Consider the following 19,983-nt stretch of genomic DNA (forward strand, 5'->3'; position numbering starts at 1 on the left):
GCGTCTCGAGAGGCTACAGGTGACACGGAAATGAGGGTTTTCCCGGGAGAGCGTGACTCTCTGCCACCCTGAAACCATCCCGGCAGTCGCGGTCACCGTCTCGTCCGTCCGGCCGAGCGGAACGGCTTATATGTGCCGTCGGTCGTAACGTGAGGTATGTCCCGAGGTCTCGGCTGGTTCGACTCGTTTCGCGAGGTCGCCCCGGAGTGGGCGGTCGTGGTGCTCGGGCTGGTCACCCAGCTCGGCGACGTGTGGTTTCTCGGCGTGCTCGTCGGCACCCTCTACTGGAGAGCGACGGAGGACCAGGACGAGATCGCCGCCGTCGCCGGCTTGCTCTTGGCGGGACTCGCGCTCATTACGGGCCTGAAACACGTCTTCGCGCTGCCGCGACCGGAGCGGGTCCTCGTCGAGCTCGGAGCGCTTCCGGAGACGGTCCACCCGCTGTACGAAGCCACCGCGACCGCGACCGGCTACGGCTTTCCGAGCGGTCATGCCCTGCTGACGACGATCGTCTACCTGAGTCTGGCCGAACACCTGTCCGTCGGCACGCGGCGGCGGCGATACCTCGGTGCCGCCGGGATCGTGACGGCCGTCTGCTTCTCGCGGGTCGGTCTCGGCGTCCACTACCTCGTCGACGTCGTCGCCGGCATCACGGTGGGCCTCGTCTTCCTGCTCCTCGCGTGGGGGCTGCTGAACCGGTATCCGACCCACCGGGGAACACTCGGATTCGGACTCGCCGTCGGCCTCGGCGCGTTCGCCGCCGTCGCGAGCGACGCGGACCCCGACGCCGTGCTCTTGCTCGGCGCGTCCCTCGGCGCGTTCGCCGGCTGGCAACTCGCCGTCCTCGCTCGAGCGCTGGACTCGGGCCGCGGCCCGATTCGAGAGAGTACCCGACTCGCCGCGAGAGCCGTCGGCGCGGCGGTCGTGATCGCGGCCCTCCTCGTCACTACGGGCTACTACTGGCCCGTTGCGGTGTTCGCCGGCAGCGGCGCGCTTGGACTGGCCGTCGCGGTGTTGGTACTCCTGCCGGTCCTCTATCGCTCCGAACGCGGCATCGGTCGCTGGACCCGCTCGCCCTCCCGTTCGCAGTAGCTCGTTCCCTTGCGTGTCGATCGTTTCGTGTCGACGGCTCGAGTAGAACGTTTCTGCCGTCAATCAAATACCGCAGACAAGCGAGAGTGAGCAGCTACTGCTCGCTTTCGTCGTCGGAATCATCGGCGTCGTCGGCGCTGTCCGCTTCCTCCGTCTCCGAGTCGTCCTCGTCATCGTCCGACGGCTCGACTTTCATGTCGGAGGCGTCCTCCGCGGGACTCGCCTCCGGTTCCGTGTCCGCGGTCTGGGTCGGCTGGGCCTGCGTCGGGTCCGGCCCCGTCGCCTCGCTGGTCTCGTCGGCCATCGCCGAATTGGAGACGTCGACCGCCACGTCGTCGGTGTCGGTCTCGCGTCGGGGTTCCGCTTCGTCGTCTCCGAGATCCGGTCTGGACCGATCTTCGTCACCGCCCGGCTCGTCGGTGAATTCGATCTGCGAGCCGGACTCGTCCGTGTCGTCGATCCCTCGCTCGTCCGAGATCTCGCCGTCGGGCTGGATCTCGGATTCCCGGCCGGAATCGACGCGCTCGGCGGCGGCGCTGGCCTGATCCGAGGTCTCTTTCCCCTCGGTTCCGCCCTCGACGTCCGGGACCCCCGACGAGTCCTCTCCGCTCGAGCGGCGTTGCTGAAGGCCGAAGCCGACCAGCCCGCTGCCGGCGATACCGAGCGGAATCGCCCGCGCCCGGTTTCGAGCCATCGAGCGGATCGCGGCGACCAGCAGGAGGCCGCCGCCGAGGATCGGGAGCGTCCCGCTCGAGACCGCGTCGGACGCCGCCGAGGTGGCTCGTTCGGCGGGGGCGTCCAGTTCATCGAGGGCCTCGAGGTCGTCGATCTCGTCGAATGCACCCATCGAACCGTCCGTCGTCGTGTCGTGATCGTGGTGGTCAGTCATCTGAATCTCCGAGCGACGGTGCCAGTGGCCGGCCGGCGGCAGCGGCGTCGTTGTCGTCCGTCGGCGCTCGCGACCGTCGGGCCACCGGTCCGCTCACGGGTTGTACGCCGGCCGGTCGGATGAAGATTCGACCGGCAGATGACTACCCGGCCCGCGCCGACGCCGGGCCGCCGGCGACCTGGCCCGATATCACATAGTAGCGCACTCGAGCGTGTTCGGCCGGAAATCGGACGATACCTCCGATTACGGCCCTGCATACTCCGGGCGGGTGGCCTTCCCTGTCTGCCGTGGAGGTACGGTATCCATGTCGGACTGTAACGGACGTGACGACGAATCACATAGTACTGTGCGGAACGTCGTTCTCGTGGTTCTCGATACGGCCCGGGCGAAGAGCGTCGGGATGCAGCCGTTTCCGGCGGACCGAAACGCGCCGCCGGCCGGCCGCGCCGGCACCCGACTCGCACCGGGCGATCGACCGACCACGGGCGACGATTCCGTCGGCGCGCATCCGACGCCGACGCTGACCCGCCTCGCCGAGGCGGGGACCGCCTTCGAGAACGCCTTTGCGACCGCCCCGTGGACGCTTCCCTCTCACGCCTCGTTTTTCACTGGCATCTATCCCTCCGAACACGGCACGCACGGGGGCCACACCTACCTCGACGACGACCTGCGAACCCTCCCCGAGGCGTTCGACGACGCGGGATACGAGACGATCGGCGTCTCGAACAACACGTGGATCACCGAGGAGTTCGGCTTCGACCGCGGGTTCGACGAACTCCGCAAGGGCTGGCAGTACATCCAGTCCGATGCCGACATGGGCGCGGTCGTCCGCGGCGAGGACATCCGGGAGAAACTCGATGCGACCCGAAACCGGCTCTTCGACGGCAACCCGCTGGTCAACGCCGCTAACATCGTCTACAGCGAACTCCTCCAACCCGAGGGCGACGACGGCTCCGCGCGAGCGACCGACTGGATCGGCGACTGGCTCGAGGGCCGGAGCGACGACCGCCCCTTCTTCCTGTTCTGTAACTTCATCGAGCCCCACGTCCAGTACGACCCGCCGAAGGAGTACGCCGAACGGTTCCTCCCCGACGGTGCCAGCTACGAGGAAGCGACCGCGATCAGGCAGGACCCCCGCGCCTACGACTGCGGCGACTACGAGCTCACCGACCGCGAGTTCTCCCTGCTCCGCGGGCTCTACCGGGCAGAACTCGCTTACGTCGACCACCAGGTCGGCCGGCTCAGAGAGGCACTCGAGGACGCGGGCGAGTGGGAGGATACCTTATTCGTGGTCTGTGGCGACCACGGCGAGCACATCGGCGAACACGGCTTCTTCGGCCACCAGTACAACCTCTATGACACGCTGCTCAACGTCCCGCTGGTCTGTCACGGCGGCCCCTTTACCGACGGCGGGCGACGCCACGACCTCGTCCAGTTGCTCGATCTCCCCGCCACACTGCTCGAGACGGCCGGTATCGACGACCCCGAACTGCGCGACCAGTGGTCGAGCCGCTCGCTCCACCCCGACTCGAACGCGGACTCGCGCGAGGCCGTCTTCGCCGAGTACGTCGCGCCCCAGCCCTCGATCGATCGCCTCGAGGCCCGCTTCGGCGAGATTCCGGACCGGGTACGGGAGTTCGACCGCCGACTCCGGGCGGTCCGCACGGCCGAGTACAAGTACGTCCGCGGCGATGACGGCTTCGAGCGCTGCCACCTCGTCCACACCGATCCGCTCGAGCACACCGATATCAGCGACGACGAGCCCGAGCGGGTGCGGGCGCTTCGACGGCGACTCGAGGAGCGGTTCGAGCCGCTCGCGGAGGCCGGCGCGTCGGGCGAAGTCGAGATGCGCGAGGGGACCAAAGACCGGTTAGCGGATCTGGGCTATCTCTGAGGAATCCGGTCGACGACTGCTCGGATAGTGCCCGATCCGTCACACTTCGTGGGGTGGCGCGCGCTGGCGGCTCCCCGAACGCTAGTGAGGGGAGACGACAACGCTGCGCGAGGGATGAGCGAACGCAGTGAGCGAATCGGTTGGGGAGGGTGAGGCCTCTCCGTGTTGCCACGATAGCAGAACGCGCGTTGTGGTATTACTCTTGACCTGTCTCTTATACACATCTCTGATGGCNGTTGTGGTATTACTCTTGACCGATCTATTGAGAAAATCGGCGCAAAAGAGCGTTCTGCTATCGTGGCTGCGAGGGAGTACCACGTCCTCCCCAGCCGATTCGCTCAGTCACTTCGTTCCTTCGCTCATCCCTCGCGCAGCGTCATCGGCCGCCCTCACTATCGTTCGGACGACCGATAGCGCGCGCCACCGCACGTCGGTTCGACGGCCGTCGCGCACATGCGGTATCAAACGCGCAACTGTACACGCCGGGACGTTTCCGTCCGTCGCCGGAACTGCGACCATGTCCTCTCCCTCCGCGCCTCGAGTGGCGTCGTTTCCCTATCCGATGCAGTTCGTCTACGAGGGGCCGGCCGACCGCCTTCGCGCCGCCGTCGACGTCGCCCCCGCGGCGATCGACGACGTGACGGTCGAAGTCGGCTCGCGTCGCGTCCGGATCGCGGTCGACTGCGACGGCGACGTGGCCGAGCGAACCGTCACGCCGCTCCCGCCGGGGCTCGCCTTCGGCGACGACCGGCAGGCGAGGTACAACAACGGCGTCCTCACCGTCTCGATCGAGACGGAGTCGTAGCTCCTGGGACGACAGCGCTCCCGTCACCGCCTCGAGCGGACCGCCGGTATTCGCTTGCTCCACGTTGATCCGTCGCGGCGTCGAACCACGGCTACCGCGATGAGCGACGACTACTACACGAAAGACGACTTCGCGGACGACCTCGCGGTCGACGAGTCCCGCTTCGATCGAGACCCGGACGAGGAGACGATCGAGCGCGTCGTCTCGAACGTCGAGGAGCGAAACGTCGCGGTCCATGTCTTCGACGACGGCGACAGCGCTCGTGAGCACCTCCGCGACCAGCTCCCCGACGGAGCCGAGGTGATGGACGGCCACTCGACGACCCTCGAGGAGATCGGCTTCACCGACGACCTCGAGGCCGAAGACGGGTTCGACTACCTCGGGGCCCGGATACAGGAAATCGACGACGAGGAGGAGCGGTCTCGGGCGCGCCGTGAGGCGACGACCGCCGACGTTTTCGTCGACAGCGTCAACGCGATCGCCGAGAGCGGCGAACTGCTCGGAGCCAACGCGCTCGGCAACGCCGTCGGCGCGTGGGCCTTCGCCGCCGAATCGCTCGTTCTGGTCGGCAGCACCAACAAGATCGTCGACGACTGGGAGACGGCCGTCGAGCGGGTGAGGGAGTACGCCTACCCGCTCGAGGACGCCCGCGCCCAGGAGGTCTACGGACAGGGCAGCGTCGTCGGGAAACTCGTCTCCCTCGAGCACGAGCAGGTCGACGACCGGACCCAACTCGTGTTGATCGACGAGCCCCACGGGTTCTGACCCCGTGCCTGCAGCACGCTTTTGCTCGCCAGTCGGATAGGGAGACTACGCTCCGGCGCTCGACCAATGGCAACCCACGATTCGCGATCCGGCGACGGCTTCGCTCCCTTCTTCCGCCGCTACGCGAAGTCGTGGGTCCACGCGGTCGCGGCGGCCGGCATGACCGCCTTCGGGACGCTGACGATCGTCCACCGCGGCTTCGCGGTGCTCGCGCTCGCGTCCTACGTCGTGCCGCCGATCGCGCTGTACCTGTGGCAACTGTCGAGCGACGGCACCGGGGGCGAGAGAACGGGTGAACAGACCGGGAGCGACGGGACGAGCGAGAGAGCGGACGCCGCGGCGACCGAGACTCGAGCAACGGACGCGGAGACCGCACCGCGCGAGCAAGCGGATACCGGAGTCGGCCTCGAGGCCGATACCGAAACCGAAATCGCCGATCGGACGGCGACCGAGGGCAGCGCCGAGACCCCCGACGGCACAGCGACCGCCGCGACGCCCGATAGCGCCGCGACTACAGCGAACAGCGGCGGTGGTGACGCCGACGCGTCCAAAGCCGACGGGACTGCAGCCGAGCGAGCGACCGAGCCCGCGCCGTCCCGCGACTGGCGGCTCGTCGACGTGCCGACCGAGACGACGCTCCGCGACATCAGCGTGACCGAGACGGGAGCGGTCTACGCGGTGGGCGGCGGTGGGCTGGTTCTCGCCGCTGATCCCGTCGACGGCACCGCTGGCGACGGGAGCGACGGCGACTGGTCGATCGTCCTCGAGGACGGTCCGGCCGCCGCGGGCGAGGACCTCGCAGGGGTCGACGCGACCGCCGCGGGCGAGGCGGTCTGGGTCGCGGGCGACAGCGGCTCGGTAGGTCGGCTCGAGTCCGAAACCGGGATCCACACGGATTACACGGCTCCCGCGGACATTACCGACAACTGGGTCGGCGTCGCGGTCGCCGGCGCGAGCGGCGACGAGACGGTCCTGCTGATCAACGGCTCCGGGGCGGTCCTCCGCGGGCGCTATCGCGACGGCGACTGCTCGTGGGCCGAGCCGGTCACACCGGGCAGCGGCTCGAGTCTGAGCGGGATCGCCCTCGCCGACGCGTCGGTCGGCTACTGCTGCGATACGAACGATTGCGTCTTCGAGACGACCGACGGCGGGGAGTCCTTCGAGCAGGTCGGCCTCGGCGACGCGAGCGGCACGCTCGAGAACCTCGCGACGCTAGGCCGGGGCGACTGTCTGGTGAGCGCGGACGACGGGATCGTCCACCGCTACGGCGGGTCGACGTGGACGCCCGAGCGGGTCGGCGAGGAGGCCGTCTGTGGCATCGCCCGCCACGAGGCAGAGACGATCGCCTGCGACGCGGACGGGGTGATCTACGAGCGAGCGGCAACCGGCTGGGAACAGGTCGACGCGAGCGCGCCGGAACCGCTCATGGCCGTCTCGGTCTCGCCGGGCGGGGACCGGGCGGTCGCGGTCGGCGAGGACGGCACCGTCGTCGAACGGCGGTGAGGCGGCTGCGGTTGCGGCGAGTCGACCAGCGGCGGCAGTGAATCGACGCCTGTGGCAGCCTAGAGCGATTTCCGCGTCTCGAGTTCCGACTGACCGGTATTTCGGAGCGCTCGAGCCGCGGGTCTCGGCGGATATTCGATCCGAACGAGCCGGGTAACCGTCGGTTCTCGTGACTGCTTTGCGGACCTGTCGGATCGGCGTATTCAAGGCCAATCGGCTTTCCCTTTCGGGGCGGATATCCACTCATCACGACCGCACAGCGGGGCGTCTCCGACGCCCCCGCAGACGGGCGTGAACGACCTCGATCATGAGTATACCAACACGAACGGCGACGCAATATACCGTCCGCACGTTCGAACCCGACGATCGAGAGGCGTTCCTGTCGCTGTACGAGACGGTCTTCGGGCACGACAGAGGCGCGGACTGGTTCCGCTGGAAGTTCCGCGAGAACCCGTACGTCGATCACGTCCCGATCCTCGTGGCGAGCGCCGACGGCGAGCCCGTCGGCTTCCGGTCGTTTTTCGCCCAGGAGATGCGCGTCGGCGACGCCGTCAGACCCGCGTTCCAGCCCTGCGATACGATGGTCCACGCGGACCACCGCGGGCGCGGGCTGTTCGATCGCATGAACGAACGGGCCGTCGAGCGCTACGCCGACGGCCGGCCGTCGTTCTTCTTCAACTTCCCGAACGAGAACTCCAAGCCCGGCAACCTCGCCCATGGCTGGAAAGAGATCGGGACGGTACCGGCTTACTACCGGCCGCAGAACCCCCTTTCCGCCCTCGGTGAGACCCGTGACGCCGAACCGCGGGGCGGGAGTACTAAACTCCAATCGGCCGACGAGGGGGCCGCGACCGCGGTCGCGGACACGCTCGAGGACGCGATCGCGACCTCACACCGGGCCGGCGACAAGTTGCTCGTCGACTCCAGCACCGATCTCGACGTCGAGCGCTACGAGACGCCGCCGACCGACACCCTCGCGGCGATCTACCGGCGCTCGATCCCCGACGCGATCCACGCGAACCGATCCGCGGCGTTCTACCGCTGGCGGTTCGCCAACCCCGAGCACTCGTATACGGCCTACGTCGCTCGACGAGACGGCGAACCGGTCGCCGCCCTCGTCGTCTCGAGCGTGGCCGATCACGCGCGGATCGTCGAGACGGTCCCGCGGACGCTCGAGTCGGAATCGGACGCCCTCAATCGCCTGCTCGTGACGGCGCTCGATCAGCACGCGGATCGGAGCTACGTCGAGGCGTTCGGCGAGACGGTGCCGGCCCCGCTGCGCTTCCGGTTCTATCCGGACACGCGATTGCCCCTGTCGGCGCTGATTCGGCCGACCGCCCGCACGCTGCTCGCACGCGACCTCGAGGGCGGGCTCGATCTCGAGTCGAGTTCGGCCGCGGCGTGGACGTTCTCGCGGCTCGATCTCGACACGACGTGAGGACGGAACCGCCGACTCGAGGGTGCCCCGCGATCGAGGGGGCGGCCGGATTCGGCCACTGTTATTGCCGTCGAACACGCAGTCACACGCGTGAGTAATCGACGCCCGAGCGACCGACGCGGCGGCTGCCGGCTGTGCGGGACGCCGCTCTCGGAGACCGCCGGCGAGTCCGGCGCGGACGAGTTCTGTTCGCCCGGCTGCCGCGACGTCGCCGCCGAATTCGGGACGAGCGACGCCGCTGCCGACGATCGGAGCGGCGGGAGCGGCGATCGCAGCGCCAGTGATAGTGACCGGCAGCTCGAGAGCGACAGCGATCCGACCGACCGGCCGGACGCCCCCGACGGAGACGGGACCGTCCGCACGTTCTTCCGGGTCGACGGCATGCACTCGGCGACCTGCGAGGCGTTCCTCGAGGCCGTCGCCGAGGGCCGCGACGGCGTTCGCGAGGCCGAGGCGAGCTACGTCACGGAGACGGTTCGCGTCGATCACGATCCGGACGACGTCTCGACGGAGGCGCTCGAGGACGCGCTGAGCACGCTCGGCTACACGGCGTATCTGCGGGACGAGGCGACCGCCGACGAGGAGACGGGCGGGACCCAGCGCTCGCGCGAGATGTCCGGCCTGCGAAAGCGCCGCTCGGACGACATGCTCGAGATGCGGTACGTGGTGGGCGTCGTCTTCGGTTCCTTCCTCTTGCTGCCGTTCGTGGCGGTCTTCTACCCGATGTACCTGACCGCGTTCACCGACTGGGGCGCGATCGCCCACTTCGAGGGCTCGTTCACCGGCCTCGGCGGCTCCCTCTATCTCCCGCTGTTCGTCGTCCTGACCGGCGCGATCGTCTACCTGACTGGCGGGCCCGTCCTCCGGGGCGCATACGTCAGCCTGAAACTCCGGCGACCGACGACGGATCTGCTCGCGGCGATGACGATACTGGGCGCGTACGCGTACGCCTCGATCACCGCCGTTCTCGGCCGCACGGACGTCTACTTCGATCTGACCATCGTCGTCGCCGCGCTCGTGATGGGTGCGACCTACTACGAGTCGACGGTCAAGCGCCGCGCGACCGATCGGCTGACCGACCTCACCGTCTCGCAGGTCGACACGGCCCGGCTCTACGCCGACGACGGCTCGACGACGGAGATTCCCGTTGCCGACCTCGAGGCCGACGACCGCGTGCTCGTCCGCGAGGGCGAACGCATCCCCGTCGACGGCCGGCTGGCGGAAGGCGAGTGTGCGGTCGACGAAGCCGTCGTGACCGGGGAGTCGCTCCCGGTCACGAAACGCGCGGGGGACGACGTGGTCGGCGGCTCGGTCGTCACGACCGACGCGGCGGTGGTCGACGTCGGCGAGCGGACGACCAGCAGCATCGAGCGGCTCACCCGAGTCGTCTGGAACGTCCAGAGCGCGGACCACGGCGTTACCCGCCGGGCCGACGAGTTCGCCGCGGTGCTCGTGCCCGTCGTCCTCGCCGCCGCGGTCGTCGTCGGCGCGGGCTCGCTGCTTACCGGCGCGAGCGAGGTAGCCGCCGCGTTGGCCGTCTGCATGACGCTCATGGTCGCGAGCCCGTGGGCGCTCGGCTTTGCGACGCCGTACTCCGTCGCCGCGAGCCTACAGGAAGCCCTCGAGCGCGGCATCGTCGTCTTCGACGAGACGGTCTTCGAGCGGCTGCGAGCGGTCGACACCGTCGTCTTCGACAAGACCGGCACGCTCACGACCGGCGAGATGACCGTCCGCGAGGCCGACGCGCCAGATGACCTGCTCGCGGCTGCCGCCGCCCTCGAGCGCCGCGCGGCCCACCCCGCCGCGGCGGCCATCGCGGACGCCTTCGGCGGCGACGGGGGGTCGGTGGACGGCGACCACGGTGGCGAGCCGACTCGAGCCGACGGCGGGTCGACCGCAGCCGGCGGGCTCGAGGTCCAGGACTTCCGAACCCACGCGACCGGGGTCGAGGGAACCGTCGACGGCAGCTCCGTGCTCGTCGGCCATCCGGACCTCTTCCGGGAGCGAGCGTGGGACCTCGAGCCCGACCTCGCGGAGCGAGTCGACAGCGCGCGCGAAGCCGGTCACCTTCCAGTCGTCGTCGGCCGGGACGGGACCGCCGAGGGCGTCGTGATCGTCGGCGATGAACCCCGCGAGGCGTGGGACGAGACGCTTACGGCGCTGGACGAGGACGGAGTCGACATCGTGGTCCTGACCGGTGACGACGGGACGGCGGCCGAGGTCTTCGATCGCCACCCGGGCGTCGATCACGTCTTCGCCGGCGTCTCGCCCGACGGCAAGACGGCGGCGGTCGAGCGGATGCGAGCCGACGACCGCGTGGCGATGGTCGGCGACGGGACGAACGACGCGCCCGCGCTCGCCGCGGCCGATCTGGGCATCTCGCTGGGCAGCGGCACGGCGCTCGCCGCCGACGCGGCCGACGTCGCGATCGTCGACGACGATCTGGCCGCGGTCGAGGAGGCGTTCGCGCTGGCGAGGGCCGCACGCGACCGTCTCAGACAGAACATCGGCCTCGCCTTCGTCTACAACGCGATCGCGATTCCCGCCGCCGTCCTCGGCGTCGTGAACCCGCTCGTCACGACCGTCGCCGTCGTCGCCGGCACCCTGCTCATCGTCGGGAACGCGGAACGATCCCTCATTGGCGACTGACTCCGTTCGCTCGAGGCTTTCCTTCGCAACCCCGCTGACTCCGGGGAGTCGTACCGCTACACCAAACTACACGGGTCGGCGTCACCCATCCACGGGCAGATGACCGAACGGATGGGTCGCCGCCGCGCGTACGGTGCCGTCGTCGTCGGGACGCTGACCTACACCTTCCTGATGTTCAGTTGGTTCTCGCTGCCGGCGTATCTCCCGGTGATCATCGACGAACTCGGCCTCTCGAGCACGCAGGCCGGCGTGGTCGCGGGCGCGGTTCCGCTGACCTACATCCCGATCGCGCTGTTTACCGGCGTGGCCGTCGACCGCGTTGGGCCGGGGCGGAGTCTCGCGGCGGGCGTCCTGATCTATGGCATCGCACAGCTCGTTCGAAGTTTCGCGACCGGATTTCCCTCCCTGCTCGCGACGACGCTGCTGCTCGGCGTCGGCGCGACAGCGATCACCTTCGGCCTGCCGAAGCTCGTCTCGGTACTGTTTCCGCCCGCGGAAACCGGCTTTCCGTCCTCGATCTACCTCGTCGGCTCGGCGGCGGGAACGGCGAGCGCATTCGCGCTCGGCCGACCGATTCTGGGCCCGCTGCTTGGCGGCTGGCGCGGCCTCTTTTTCTGGACCGGCGTCGTCGCGATCGGCTACGGCCTGCTGTGGGCCGTCGTCTCGCACCGATTGGGGATCGACGCCCGCAACCGCGCGGCCAACGACGCCGACGCGGCCGACTCCTCGCTCACGCTCGCGGCGATCCGCCGGGACCTGACAGTTGTCCTCACCCACCGCGAACTGCAACTTATCGTCGTCGTCGGGACCATGTACCTCATGATCGCCCACGGGATGCAGGGGTGGCTCCCGACGCTGCTCGAGGCTCGAGGCTACGCGCCGGATCGGGCGGGACGGATGACCAGTCTGCTCGTCGCCGCGAACGTCGTCGGCGTCCTGACCGTCCCCGCGGTGGGCGACCGGTTCGGTGCTCGCCGCACCGCGTTGCTGGTCTGCGGGCTGATCGCCGGCCTCGGCATCTCGGGCGTGATCGCGAGCGAACTCGGCCTGCTCCTGCTCGGGAGCGTCGTCGTCACCGGCTTCGGCTTCGGCGGGCTTTCGCCGTTAATCCGAGCGATCCCGCCGGAACTCGAGGGGATCGGCGCGCGGCTGACCGGCACCGCGGTCGGCTTCATCTTCGCCGTCGGCGAGATCGGCGGCTTCCTCGGCCCGGTGTTGGTCGGGACGCTGTACGACCTCACCGGGTCGTACACGCCGGGACTGGCGCTACTGGCCTCGGGGGGACTCGTCGTGGCGGTCGCCGGCAGCGTGTTGCGGTATCAGTACGGTGATTCCTGAGGCGGCAACCGAGCGCACACGCATCACGCCTTTGCCCGTCCGCGGAGTTACGGCCGGGTATGTGGCAGGGCGATGGCTACTGGCTCGTCCGGTTCGGCTTCCAGCGGGGCCTCGCGCTGTTGTACCTGCTCGCCTTCCTCGTCGCGGCCAAGCAGTTTCGGCCGCTCGCCGGCGAGGACGGCCTGTTGCCCCTCGAGCGGTACGTCGAGGGCGTCCCCGTTCGCGACCGGCCGAGCCTCTTCTATTTCCTCCCGAGCGATCGCTCGATCGGGATCGCGGCGTGGACCGGCGTCGGACTGTCGGCGCTCGCGCTGGCGGGGGTCCCCTACTGGCTGCCGGCGGGGTACGCGACGCCCGCCTCGATGGCCCTCTGGGCGGCGCTGTGGGCGCTGTATCTGTCCTTCGTGAACGCGGGCCAGACGTTCTACGGCTACGGCTGGGAGTCGATGCTCTGCGAGACCGGCTTTCTCGCGATCTTCTTTGGCGCGGGATCGGTCGCGCCGCCGTTCGTCGTCATCCTGCTCGTTCAGTGGGTGCTCTTTCGCAATATGTTCGGAGCCGGGCTCATCAAGCTCCGCGGGGACGACTGCTGGCGGGACCTGACCTGCATGGATTACCACTACGAGACCCAGCCCATTCCGAATCCGGTGAGCTGGTTCGCTCATCACCTGCCGGATCGCTTTCACCGCGTGGAGACTGTCGGGAACCACGTCCTCGAGTTGCTGGTTCCCTTCCTGTACTTCGCCCCGCAGCCGCTGTCGGCGCTGGCCGGCGCGGCCACGATCGGTTTTCAGGGCTGGCTCATGGTCACCGGGAACTTCGCGTGGCTGAACGCGCTCACGATCGTGCTGGCGATTCCGACGTTCAGCGACGGGACGCTTGCAGCCGTGCTCCCGATTTCCGCGCCGGCGACCGCCCCGACGCCGCTGTATCTCGAGACCCTCGCGATCCTCCTGGCCGCCGTCGTGGCCGTCCTGAGCGTCCGGCCTGTGCAAAACATCCTCTCCGAGCGCCAGTTGATGAACACCTCGTTCGACCCGCTCAACCTCGTCAACACCTACGGCGCGTTCGGCTCGATAACGCGGAACCGGTACGAGGTGGTCGTCGAGGGGACCACCGACGAGGAGATCACGGCGGCGACGGAGTGGCAACCGTATCGATTCAAAGGGAAGCCGACCGACCCCGAGCGCCGGCCGCCGCAGGTCGCACCCTACCACCTCCGGCTCGACTGGCAGCTGTGGTTTGCAGCTATGTCGCCGAGCCCGCGCCGGCATCCGTGGTTCCATCGGTTTCTGGCGAAGCTGCTCGAGGCCGACGCGGACACGCTCGCCTTACTCGCCGAGGACCCCTTCGACGGGGAACCGCCGACGTACGTCCGGGCGGTGCGGTACCGCTATCGGTACACGACGCCGGAAGAGCGGGCCGAAAGCGGCCGCTGGTGGTCCCGCGAGCGCGTCGGGACGTACGTCCGCCCGGTCTCGCTCGAGGAGGTGCGAGTTCGCGAGCCGCGACTGTGATGGTCCGGCCTCGGATCGGGGCCGGATCACCCGGATCAGCCGCCGTCGGAGTCCCGGCGCGCCGGCGGCGTCTTCGAGAGGTACGTCCCCCACCGGTCGCGGTTGTCGGCGATCCACCGGTAGGAGCGCTCGCGGAAGTGCTCGTAGTCCTCGAACTGCCGGAGGAACTCGACTACGTCTTGCGCGGGCTCGGCGACGTCGGTACGGACGAACGCCTCCTCGATCGAGGCCCCACAGGAGTAGACGCCATCGGCGGCGACCAGATGCGAGCAGTCCTCGTAGTCCTCGGGCAGTCGATCGCGCAGGTCGTCGGTGAGGTCGCTGAAGCCGACGATGCGGAGATCCGTCCGCTCGTCGAAGTACTCCGCCCACCACGTACAGAAGCCGCAGTCGTCGTCGTAGACGAGTGTCGCCTCGGTCATATCGGGATCAAGGGGCTCGAGACACAAACGCTTGGCTCGGCTCGAGGTCCGTGGCACGCCGCGCGGAACGCTGGGAGATGGCGAGCGAGCACCGACGGGTGACTCGAGCGCTTGGATACTTGGCTCCGGCTAGCAAACGGACGCCTATGGAGCGGTTCGTCCAGTCGATCGTCGCCGGCGGCGTCGTCCTCGTCGGCGCGTGCTGGCTCGTAGTGCTCGCCGACGGCGGCTCAGCCCCGTGGCTGGTCGGCGTCGCGCTCGCGCTGCTCGGGACGGGAGCCGTCCTCGCCGGCATTCTGTCCGAACTCGAGCCGGGAGCGTTCGCCGTCGGCGAGGAGTGAGCCGGCTCGACGGCCCGTCGCCAGAACATTATTGAGACCGGTGGCCAATGCTGAGCCATGAGTAGCGCGGCCCGGCCGCTCTCGGAACCGCGGGTGCTGGCCCACGCGAAGCGGCGGCTCTTTCCCGACGAGGACGAGCCGACCGCCTACGCGGTGGCCGACACCCAGTTCGCGCAGGCGGAGTGGCTCCCCGGCCGGCCGGTCGACGCGGCCGTGCGGGACCGGTTGGCCCCGTTTAACCACGTTCAAATCGGCGGCGGCTACCCCGATCTCGTCGGCGTTCGCACCCTCGAGTCCGATCTCCTCGCCGTCGAGCGACTCGGGGACGACCCGCCGCTGATCGCCGTCGAGGCGAAAGGCGAGACGAGCGGCGGCGTCGATACCCAACGCGGGATCGTCCAAGCCTACGACCGGCTTCACGAGGCGAACGCGGCGTATCTGGCCGCACCGGCGGCGGCGATTGCCGAGACCGACCGCACACTCGCCCGGGAGTTAAACGTCGGGGTGCTCGGCGTCGATGCCGCGGGGACCGTGGACGCACTCGAGGTGCCCCGCGTCGTCGGCAACCGGACGACGACCGAGGCGACGGCGATCCGGTTTCAGGCCAGCGCACAGGGCGTCGCGGACAAGTCCTTCGGGCTGAACCACCCGAAGAACTACCTCGGTTATCCGCTGGCCCACCACGCGGCCGGCGATACCGAGACGCTGCTGTCGGAGTACAAGGTCGTCAGCGCCGTCGAGAGCGCTCGACAGGGGGCCGCGTTCCTCGGGCTGATCGAGGACGGCGTCGGCACCGAGGGCGTCGAACTGACCTCGCTGGGCGAGGAGGTCGTCCGGTTCGCAGCGGGACGCTACGGGAGCGTCGAGGCGGCCCTCGAGGAGTTCGAAAACTGGTACCGGTCGGGAACGCGATTCGTCGATCTCGCGCCGGCATGGGGGCAGTTAGCTCGTCGAGTCGTCTTCGACTACCGGGCGACGGAGTTGCTCGTCCGGGAACTCCAGTGCATCCACGAGGACGGGATCGCGGAGCCGTCGCTGGTCGACCTCGTCGAGTACCTGCACGAGTTGCATCCGACCTTTACCGTCGAACTGTTCGTCCGCGGCACCGACGGCGTCCGCAGTCGCGTCCTGACCGAAGACGGTGACCTTCGACGCGCGGCGCTCGAGGACGGCTCCGTCTACCACTCGCCGACCGTGTTCCAGTTGAAGGCGATGCTGTACCACAGCGGGATACTTACCGAGCGCGGTGCGGAGCCAAGTCGGCTCGAACCCCTCGAAGACGTTTGGGCGCTTCGCGAACCCGTTTGAGGGGTCGGCTTCGGCCGCCTCGAGAAAGACCGTGTGGAAGCTAGCCACTGCCTGCTGGGGATCGGAGCGGATCTTACGCCGATTCGAACCCGTTCCGTTCCCGATGCGCGGCGAGGAACGTCGCGTGCGGGCGGCGGTCCTCGTCGTCGGGGAGCGTCAGCGGTTCGCCCTCGAGCGCCGCGAACTCCTCGTAGCCCTCGAGGTCGGGCCGGTCGGCGACCAGAATCCGGTAGTCGTCGGACACCGCGAGCCAGCCGGCGTCGAACGCCCAGTGGTGGAGCCGACAGAGCGCGAGGCCGTTCCGAACGTCGTCGCGGCCGTTCTCCCGCTTCGGATAGATGTGGGCCGCCTCGATGTCGACCGTTCCGTCCGGCGACTCGCGCGATTTCCCGCAGATCGCACACCGCGAGTCGTAGGCGGATTTGACCGTCTTCGGGAACGCGCTCGAGCGAACTCGCCGTTGGACCTCGGTGAACTCGTCTCCGTCGTCGGTCAGGGGCGGCTCTTCGGTATCGTCGGCTTCGACTCCGTCGGACACTGACTCCGCGAGCGCTTCGAACCGCGCCGGCTCGACCGCGAGTCGCTCCATCGTGAACTGATAGACCATGCGCCCGTCCTGCGAGACGTACTCCGCGTCAGTCACGTCGACCAGTCCCTCGTATCGGAGGTCGTCGCTGTCCGCCGGCTGGTAGAAGAAGTACACCGGGACGGTCGACCGGTCGGCCTGCTCGAGGAGCGCGCCGTTGGCACCGGTCAGTTGCTGGTCGCCTTTCTCCGGGACGCCCTCGCCGATGTAGGTGAACCGCTCGCCGTCGATCTCGTCGTCGTACGGTCCGTCTTCGCGGGCTTTCACGATGATGTACGCCAGCTCCCCCTCCTCGTCCGTTCGCGGACTGATCCCCTTGATGTACGAGCCGAAGCTCGTGTCGAACGCGTCCTCGAGGTCGGTCTGTGCGTAGAACGTGCCGCGCTCGAGGTGGGGATACTCGGACGAGCGACGCTTCGCCAGTGTTCGGCCGCTGTCCGTGAGCGAATTCACGCCGTCGGAGCGCTCGACGTAGCCGAGGCTCTGTAGCCAACCTCTGTGTTGGGCGGGTCCGGAGGCGTCGTTCCAGCCGACCTCCGGATGGGCGGACGAGATCGCGGCGCCGAGTTCGGCGTCCGTTTTCGGCCCCTCGAGCAGCGCCTCGAGCATCGTCTCGAATCCGCGGACGGTGCCCGAGAGGAGTTCGTAGAGGACGCTGGGGTCCGTCTCCGAGAGCCACGCGAGTCCGCGCTGGGTGAGCCGAACGTCGCCGTCCAGTTCGAGCAGCCCGATCGCCTCGAGAAAGGTCAGTCGACGCCGAATGCCGTTCTCGCTCGTCGCTCGCGTGTTCGATCGGATCCACTCGAGGACCGCCGCTTCGGTCGGGTTCTCGGTGACGATATAGTTACAGAGCCGCTCGAGGACGGCCGTGTAGTTCCCCGCGCCGCCGAAGAACCGAACCGCGATAGTGTGTGTCTCCCCTTCCATCGTGAGAGTCAATACTGCTGTCGTTGTACGGACACGGGTATAAAGCGGGCGGCGGGAGCGGCGTGGGTCGAAGCCTGTGGAAATCAGCACGTCGCCGGGGACACACCGGCCTTACAAGTGAACCGGACCGAGACACACCACGGTTGCACGTGAAGGCGGACCAGCCCTCGAGTCCCGGTTCGCGTCGATACCACGGACACCACTCTTTCATGTGAACACTCACCACTGCCGCTACGGCCGATCACAGACGGTGGGTCGACCGGGAACTCTCGGAACGAAACGGACGGAGTAGCGGTGTACGGCGGAGATTCTCCACCCACTCACCCCATCGATACAAGTGAAACGGCGACGGCGTCGCGACGGAGTAACCGGGTCCGGGATCGTGTTATCAGACGTTCACTTGTAACGGTGGTGTGGGGCGGTCTCGGGCCGCGCCGAGTCCGGCGGATCGGTTTAGACGACGCCGTTCATCCGTGCGATCTCCCGGATCGTCTCGATTTCCTCGTCGAGGTAGAGCACGTCGGCCATCGCGTCAACGGCGCTCGAGAAGGGAACGTCGAGTTCGTAGCTGTAGTAGTTGCCCCGAGAGCCGCTCCGGTTTTCCTTCGCCGAGAGGATGCCGAGCATCCGGAGATCGGAGAGGTGGTTGTGGACCGACCGCTGGGCGAGGGAATCGGTTCCCGAGGACTCACAGAGCGCTTCGTACTCCTGATAGAGTTCGCGGGTCCGGCAGGGCGTCGACTCCTTGGCGGCCTTCGAGACGACTGCCAGCAGGGCGAGTCGTCCGTGGGTCGTCAGCTCTCGCATCCCCTCTTCGACCCGCTCTTGCTCGAGTTTGGAGCGCGCTTGCTCGACGTGGTGTTCTTGAATTTCGTCGTCGTCGTTGTTCTCCGCGACTTCGCCCGCGAGCCGGAGCAAGTCGAGTGCCTGTCGGGCGCTCCCGCTGTCGCGAGCGGCGAGGGCCGCACAGAGGTTCAAAACGCCGCCGTCGCAGCCGTTTTCGGTGATCGCGACCTCGGCTCGAGACTCGAGGATGTTGGTCAGTTCGGAGGCCTCGTAGGGCGGAAACTGCAGTTCGCGCTCACAAAGCGTGTCCTGGACGCGGGGGTCGAGCTGTTCGCGGAACTTGAAGTCGTTGCTGATGCCGATGAGGCCGACTTTCGTCGACTCGAGGTAGCCGTTCGAGCGCGCCCGCGGGAGTTCGTACAGTAACTCGTCGCGGTCGCCGATCGAATCGATTTCGTCGAGGACGATGACGACGGTTCCGCCCAGTGCCTCGAGTTCGCTGTAGAGCTTCTTGAAGACGGTCTGTTGGGGGTAGCCGGTCGTGCTAATCTCTGCGCCGGCGGGGCGGAGCGTGTTGACCAGTTCGACGGCGACCTGATACGACGAGTTGAGCGTCTTACAGTTGACCCCGAGCACCGAGAGATCGACGTCGTCGTACTCGGTGACGTCCTCCTGGAGCACGTCGAGGAGGTAGTCGGTGACGGCGGTCTTGCCGACGCCCGTGTTCCCGTAGAGAAAAACGTTGTTCGGCTCCCAGCCGTCGATGATGGGCTGGAGCGCGTCCATGTAGGCCTCGATTTCTTCGTCTCGCTCTTCGATCCGTTCGGGCTGGTACGACTCCCCCAGTGCGTCCTTGTTCCGGAAGATGTTCTGCTTCCGCTCGAACCGAGGCATGTCCGTATCAAGAGAGATGTGCTATTTAAAGCCACTCTTTCATCTGATGCAAGTGAACTCACACACACCACTCTTTCACGTGAAGACTAGTCTAGTACGAGTCGTCTAGAGAACAGTCCACGCTTTCATCTAAAGCGCTGACAGGCTTTGCCGAAACGCGGCAACTGATTGACTGCTTTCGGCGCTATTTGTCGGACTGACACTTATGACCGATTCGGGTAGTGGGCGACCTCAGCTACCCCAGCCCCCGTTCCACGGCTTCACTTGCAGCGGTGGTGTGTGTCTGTCGATAGCGATCCGAGTTGTCGGCCGATCGTATCCGAACCGAGCAACGGCCGCAACGTCTCCGGGAGAAGATAATCGACTACGAATCCTTACGTCGACGACTCGGTATCGATGAGGTCGTTCTGCAACCCGTCGGCCGTGATCTCCGCCCCCTCGAGGCTCACGTCGACTCCCTCGTCCGTGTCTGTGACGGCGACAGTATAGCCCTGATAGGAGAACTCGAGCGTGGTAAACCCGGCCGAGCCCGGAAGCGAATCGAGGAGGTCGGGATCGATCGCATCGTATAGCGGGTCCAATTCGACGGGGTCGGCGTTTTCGGCCTGTGCGACGAGATCGATAACGGCCATGCTGAGTTGATCGGTTGCTGTGACGGAAACGGACGATTCGAGCGAATTCATAACTCCTGCTGAGGGAGCGGGAGTAAAGAATGTGCCCCAATATTTCAATCCGCTTCGGACGGAGAAAAGAACGATCCGACACGCCCGAATAGGCGGTCGAGTTCCGGTGCTGTCTCTTATACACATCTCTGAGCGGGCTGGAAAGG

Annotated in this window: 16 protein-coding genes; 11 read left to right on the forward strand and 5 right to left on the reverse strand. The window is 67.7% G+C overall.

What is annotated here, in order from left to right; genetic code table 11:
* The first annotated feature begins 156 nt into the window (after nt 1-156).
* The gene (locus C489_RS07400) at nt 157-1,092 is read left to right on the forward strand and encodes a phosphatase PAP2 family protein (protein WP_006430581.1); all 936 of its coding nucleotides are present in this window, start codon (nt 157-159) and stop codon (nt 1,090-1,092) included.
* 94 nt (nt 1,093-1,186) lie between these two features.
* On the opposite strand, the gene C489_RS07405 is transcribed toward C489_RS07400, so the two are convergent.
* A complete protein-coding gene (locus C489_RS07405; RefSeq protein WP_006430582.1) occupies nt 1,187-1,981 on the reverse strand; it encodes a hypothetical protein in 795 nt (264 codons plus the stop codon).
* 304 nt (nt 1,982-2,285) lie between these two features.
* Here C489_RS07405 and C489_RS07410 point away from each other — a divergent pair, with 304 nt between their 5' ends.
* From C489_RS07410 to C489_RS07445, 8 genes are all read left to right on the forward strand, one after another.
* Complete coding sequence (locus C489_RS07410) at nt 2,286-3,875, forward strand: sulfatase (protein ID WP_049890682.1); 1,590 nt, start codon at nt 2,286-2,288, stop codon at nt 3,873-3,875.
* A 517-nt stretch (nt 3,876-4,392) separates the two neighbouring features.
* Nucleotides 4,393-4,680 (forward strand): Hsp20/alpha crystallin family protein, encoded by a 288-nt coding sequence (locus C489_RS07415; RefSeq protein ID WP_049890683.1) that lies wholly within the window; start codon nt 4,393-4,395, stop codon nt 4,678-4,680.
* A 99-nt stretch (nt 4,681-4,779) separates the two neighbouring features.
* Nucleotides 4,780-5,445: an LUD domain-containing protein gene (locus C489_RS07420; protein ID WP_006430585.1), complete on the forward strand. Its 666-nt coding sequence runs from the start codon at nt 4,780-4,782 to the stop codon at nt 5,443-5,445.
* 66 nt (nt 5,446-5,511) lie between these two features.
* Complete coding sequence (locus tag C489_RS07425; RefSeq protein ID WP_006430586.1) at nt 5,512-6,948, forward strand: WD40/YVTN/BNR-like repeat-containing protein; 1,437 nt, start codon at nt 5,512-5,514, stop codon at nt 6,946-6,948.
* A 307-nt stretch (nt 6,949-7,255) separates the two neighbouring features.
* Nucleotides 7,256-8,386: a GNAT family N-acetyltransferase gene (locus C489_RS07430; protein WP_006430587.1), complete on the forward strand. Its 1,131-nt coding sequence runs from the start codon at nt 7,256-7,258 to the stop codon at nt 8,384-8,386.
* A gap of 90 nt (nt 8,387-8,476) precedes the next feature.
* Nucleotides 8,477-11,035: a heavy metal translocating P-type ATPase gene (locus tag C489_RS07435; protein WP_006430588.1), complete on the forward strand. Its 2,559-nt coding sequence runs from the start codon at nt 8,477-8,479 to the stop codon at nt 11,033-11,035.
* A 99-nt stretch (nt 11,036-11,134) separates the two neighbouring features.
* A complete protein-coding gene (locus C489_RS07440) occupies nt 11,135-12,373 on the forward strand; it encodes an MFS transporter (RefSeq protein WP_006430589.1) in 1,239 nt (412 codons plus the stop codon).
* Nucleotides 12,374-12,432: 59 nt separating this feature from the next.
* A complete protein-coding gene (locus C489_RS07445) occupies nt 12,433-13,890 on the forward strand; it encodes a lipase maturation factor family protein (protein WP_006430590.1) in 1,458 nt (485 codons plus the stop codon).
* A 35-nt stretch (nt 13,891-13,925) separates the two neighbouring features.
* On the opposite strand, the gene C489_RS07450 is transcribed toward C489_RS07445, so the two are convergent.
* The gene (locus C489_RS07450) at nt 13,926-14,312 is read right to left on the reverse strand and encodes a DCC1-like thiol-disulfide oxidoreductase family protein (RefSeq protein ID WP_006430591.1); all 387 of its coding nucleotides are present in this window, start codon (nt 14,310-14,312) and stop codon (nt 13,926-13,928) included.
* A gap of 146 nt (nt 14,313-14,458) precedes the next feature.
* Between C489_RS07450 and C489_RS07455 the strand changes: the two genes are divergently transcribed.
* Together C489_RS07455 and C489_RS07460 are read left to right on the forward strand one after the other, a co-directional pair.
* A complete protein-coding gene (locus C489_RS07455) occupies nt 14,459-14,653 on the forward strand; it encodes a hypothetical protein (protein ID WP_006430592.1) in 195 nt (64 codons plus the stop codon).
* A 57-nt stretch (nt 14,654-14,710) separates the two neighbouring features.
* Nucleotides 14,711-15,961 carry a hypothetical protein gene (locus C489_RS07460; protein ID WP_006430593.1) on the forward strand — a complete coding sequence of 417 codons (1,251 nt, stop codon included), beginning with the start codon at nt 14,711-14,713 and terminating at the stop codon, nt 15,959-15,961.
* Between the two features lie 73 nt (nt 15,962-16,034).
* Here C489_RS07460 and C489_RS07465 read toward each other — a convergent pair whose 3' ends face one another.
* The 3 genes from C489_RS07465 to C489_RS07475 all read right to left on the reverse strand — a co-directional run bounded on the left by C489_RS07465 (nt 16,035) and on the right by C489_RS07475 (nt 19,837).
* On the reverse strand, nt 16,035-17,474 hold the full coding sequence (locus C489_RS07465; RefSeq protein ID WP_006430594.1) for an HNH endonuclease: 1,440 nt from the start codon (nt 17,472-17,474) through the stop codon (nt 16,035-16,037).
* A 453-nt stretch (nt 17,475-17,927) separates the two neighbouring features.
* The gene (locus tag C489_RS07470) at nt 17,928-19,154 is read right to left on the reverse strand and encodes an orc1/cdc6 family replication initiation protein (RefSeq protein ID WP_006430595.1); all 1,227 of its coding nucleotides are present in this window, start codon (nt 19,152-19,154) and stop codon (nt 17,928-17,930) included.
* Nucleotides 19,155-19,528: 374 nt separating this feature from the next.
* The gene (locus C489_RS07475) at nt 19,529-19,837 is read right to left on the reverse strand and encodes a HalOD1 output domain-containing protein (protein WP_006430596.1); all 309 of its coding nucleotides are present in this window, start codon (nt 19,835-19,837) and stop codon (nt 19,529-19,531) included.
* Between the last annotated feature and the right edge of the window lie 146 nt (nt 19,838-19,983).

It is taken from the genome of Natrinema versiforme JCM 10478 (genome assembly GCF_000337195.1).
Taxonomy (GTDB): Archaea; Halobacteriota; Halobacteria; order Halobacteriales; family Natrialbaceae; genus Natrinema; species Natrinema versiforme.

Bases quoted from the DNA above. Each gene is read 5' to 3' on its own strand.
- C489_RS07400 (WP_006430581.1), top strand. From the start codon at position 157: ATGTCCCGAGGTCTCGGCTGGTTCGACTCGTTTCGCGAGGTCGCCCCG.
- C489_RS07405 (WP_006430582.1), bottom strand. From the start codon at position 1,981: ATGACTGACCACCACGATCACGACACGACGACGGACGGTTCGATGGGT.
- C489_RS07410 (WP_049890682.1), top strand. From the start codon at position 2,286: ATGTCGGACTGTAACGGACGTGACGACGAATCACATAGTACTGTGCGG.
- C489_RS07415 (WP_049890683.1), top strand. From the start codon at position 4,393: ATGTCCTCTCCCTCCGCGCCTCGAGTGGCGTCGTTTCCCTATCCGATG.
- C489_RS07420 (WP_006430585.1), top strand. From the start codon at position 4,780: ATGAGCGACGACTACTACACGAAAGACGACTTCGCGGACGACCTCGCG.
- C489_RS07425 (WP_006430586.1), top strand. From the start codon at position 5,512: ATGGCAACCCACGATTCGCGATCCGGCGACGGCTTCGCTCCCTTCTTC.
- C489_RS07430 (WP_006430587.1), top strand. From the start codon at position 7,256: ATGAGTATACCAACACGAACGGCGACGCAATATACCGTCCGCACGTTC.
- C489_RS07440 (WP_006430589.1), top strand. From the start codon at position 11,135: ATGACCGAACGGATGGGTCGCCGCCGCGCGTACGGTGCCGTCGTCGTC.
- C489_RS07445 (WP_006430590.1), top strand. From the start codon at position 12,433: ATGTGGCAGGGCGATGGCTACTGGCTCGTCCGGTTCGGCTTCCAGCGG.
- C489_RS07450 (WP_006430591.1), bottom strand. From the start codon at position 14,312: ATGACCGAGGCGACACTCGTCTACGACGACGACTGCGGCTTCTGTACG.
- C489_RS07455 (WP_006430592.1), top strand. From the start codon at position 14,459: ATGGAGCGGTTCGTCCAGTCGATCGTCGCCGGCGGCGTCGTCCTCGTC.
- C489_RS07460 (WP_006430593.1), top strand. From the start codon at position 14,711: ATGAGTAGCGCGGCCCGGCCGCTCTCGGAACCGCGGGTGCTGGCCCAC.
- C489_RS07465 (WP_006430594.1), bottom strand. From the start codon at position 17,474: ATGGAAGGGGAGACACACACTATCGCGGTTCGGTTCTTCGGCGGCGCG.
- C489_RS07470 (WP_006430595.1), bottom strand. From the start codon at position 19,154: ATGCCTCGGTTCGAGCGGAAGCAGAACATCTTCCGGAACAAGGACGCA.
- C489_RS07475 (WP_006430596.1), bottom strand. From the start codon at position 19,837: ATGAATTCGCTCGAATCGTCCGTTTCCGTCACAGCAACCGATCAACTC.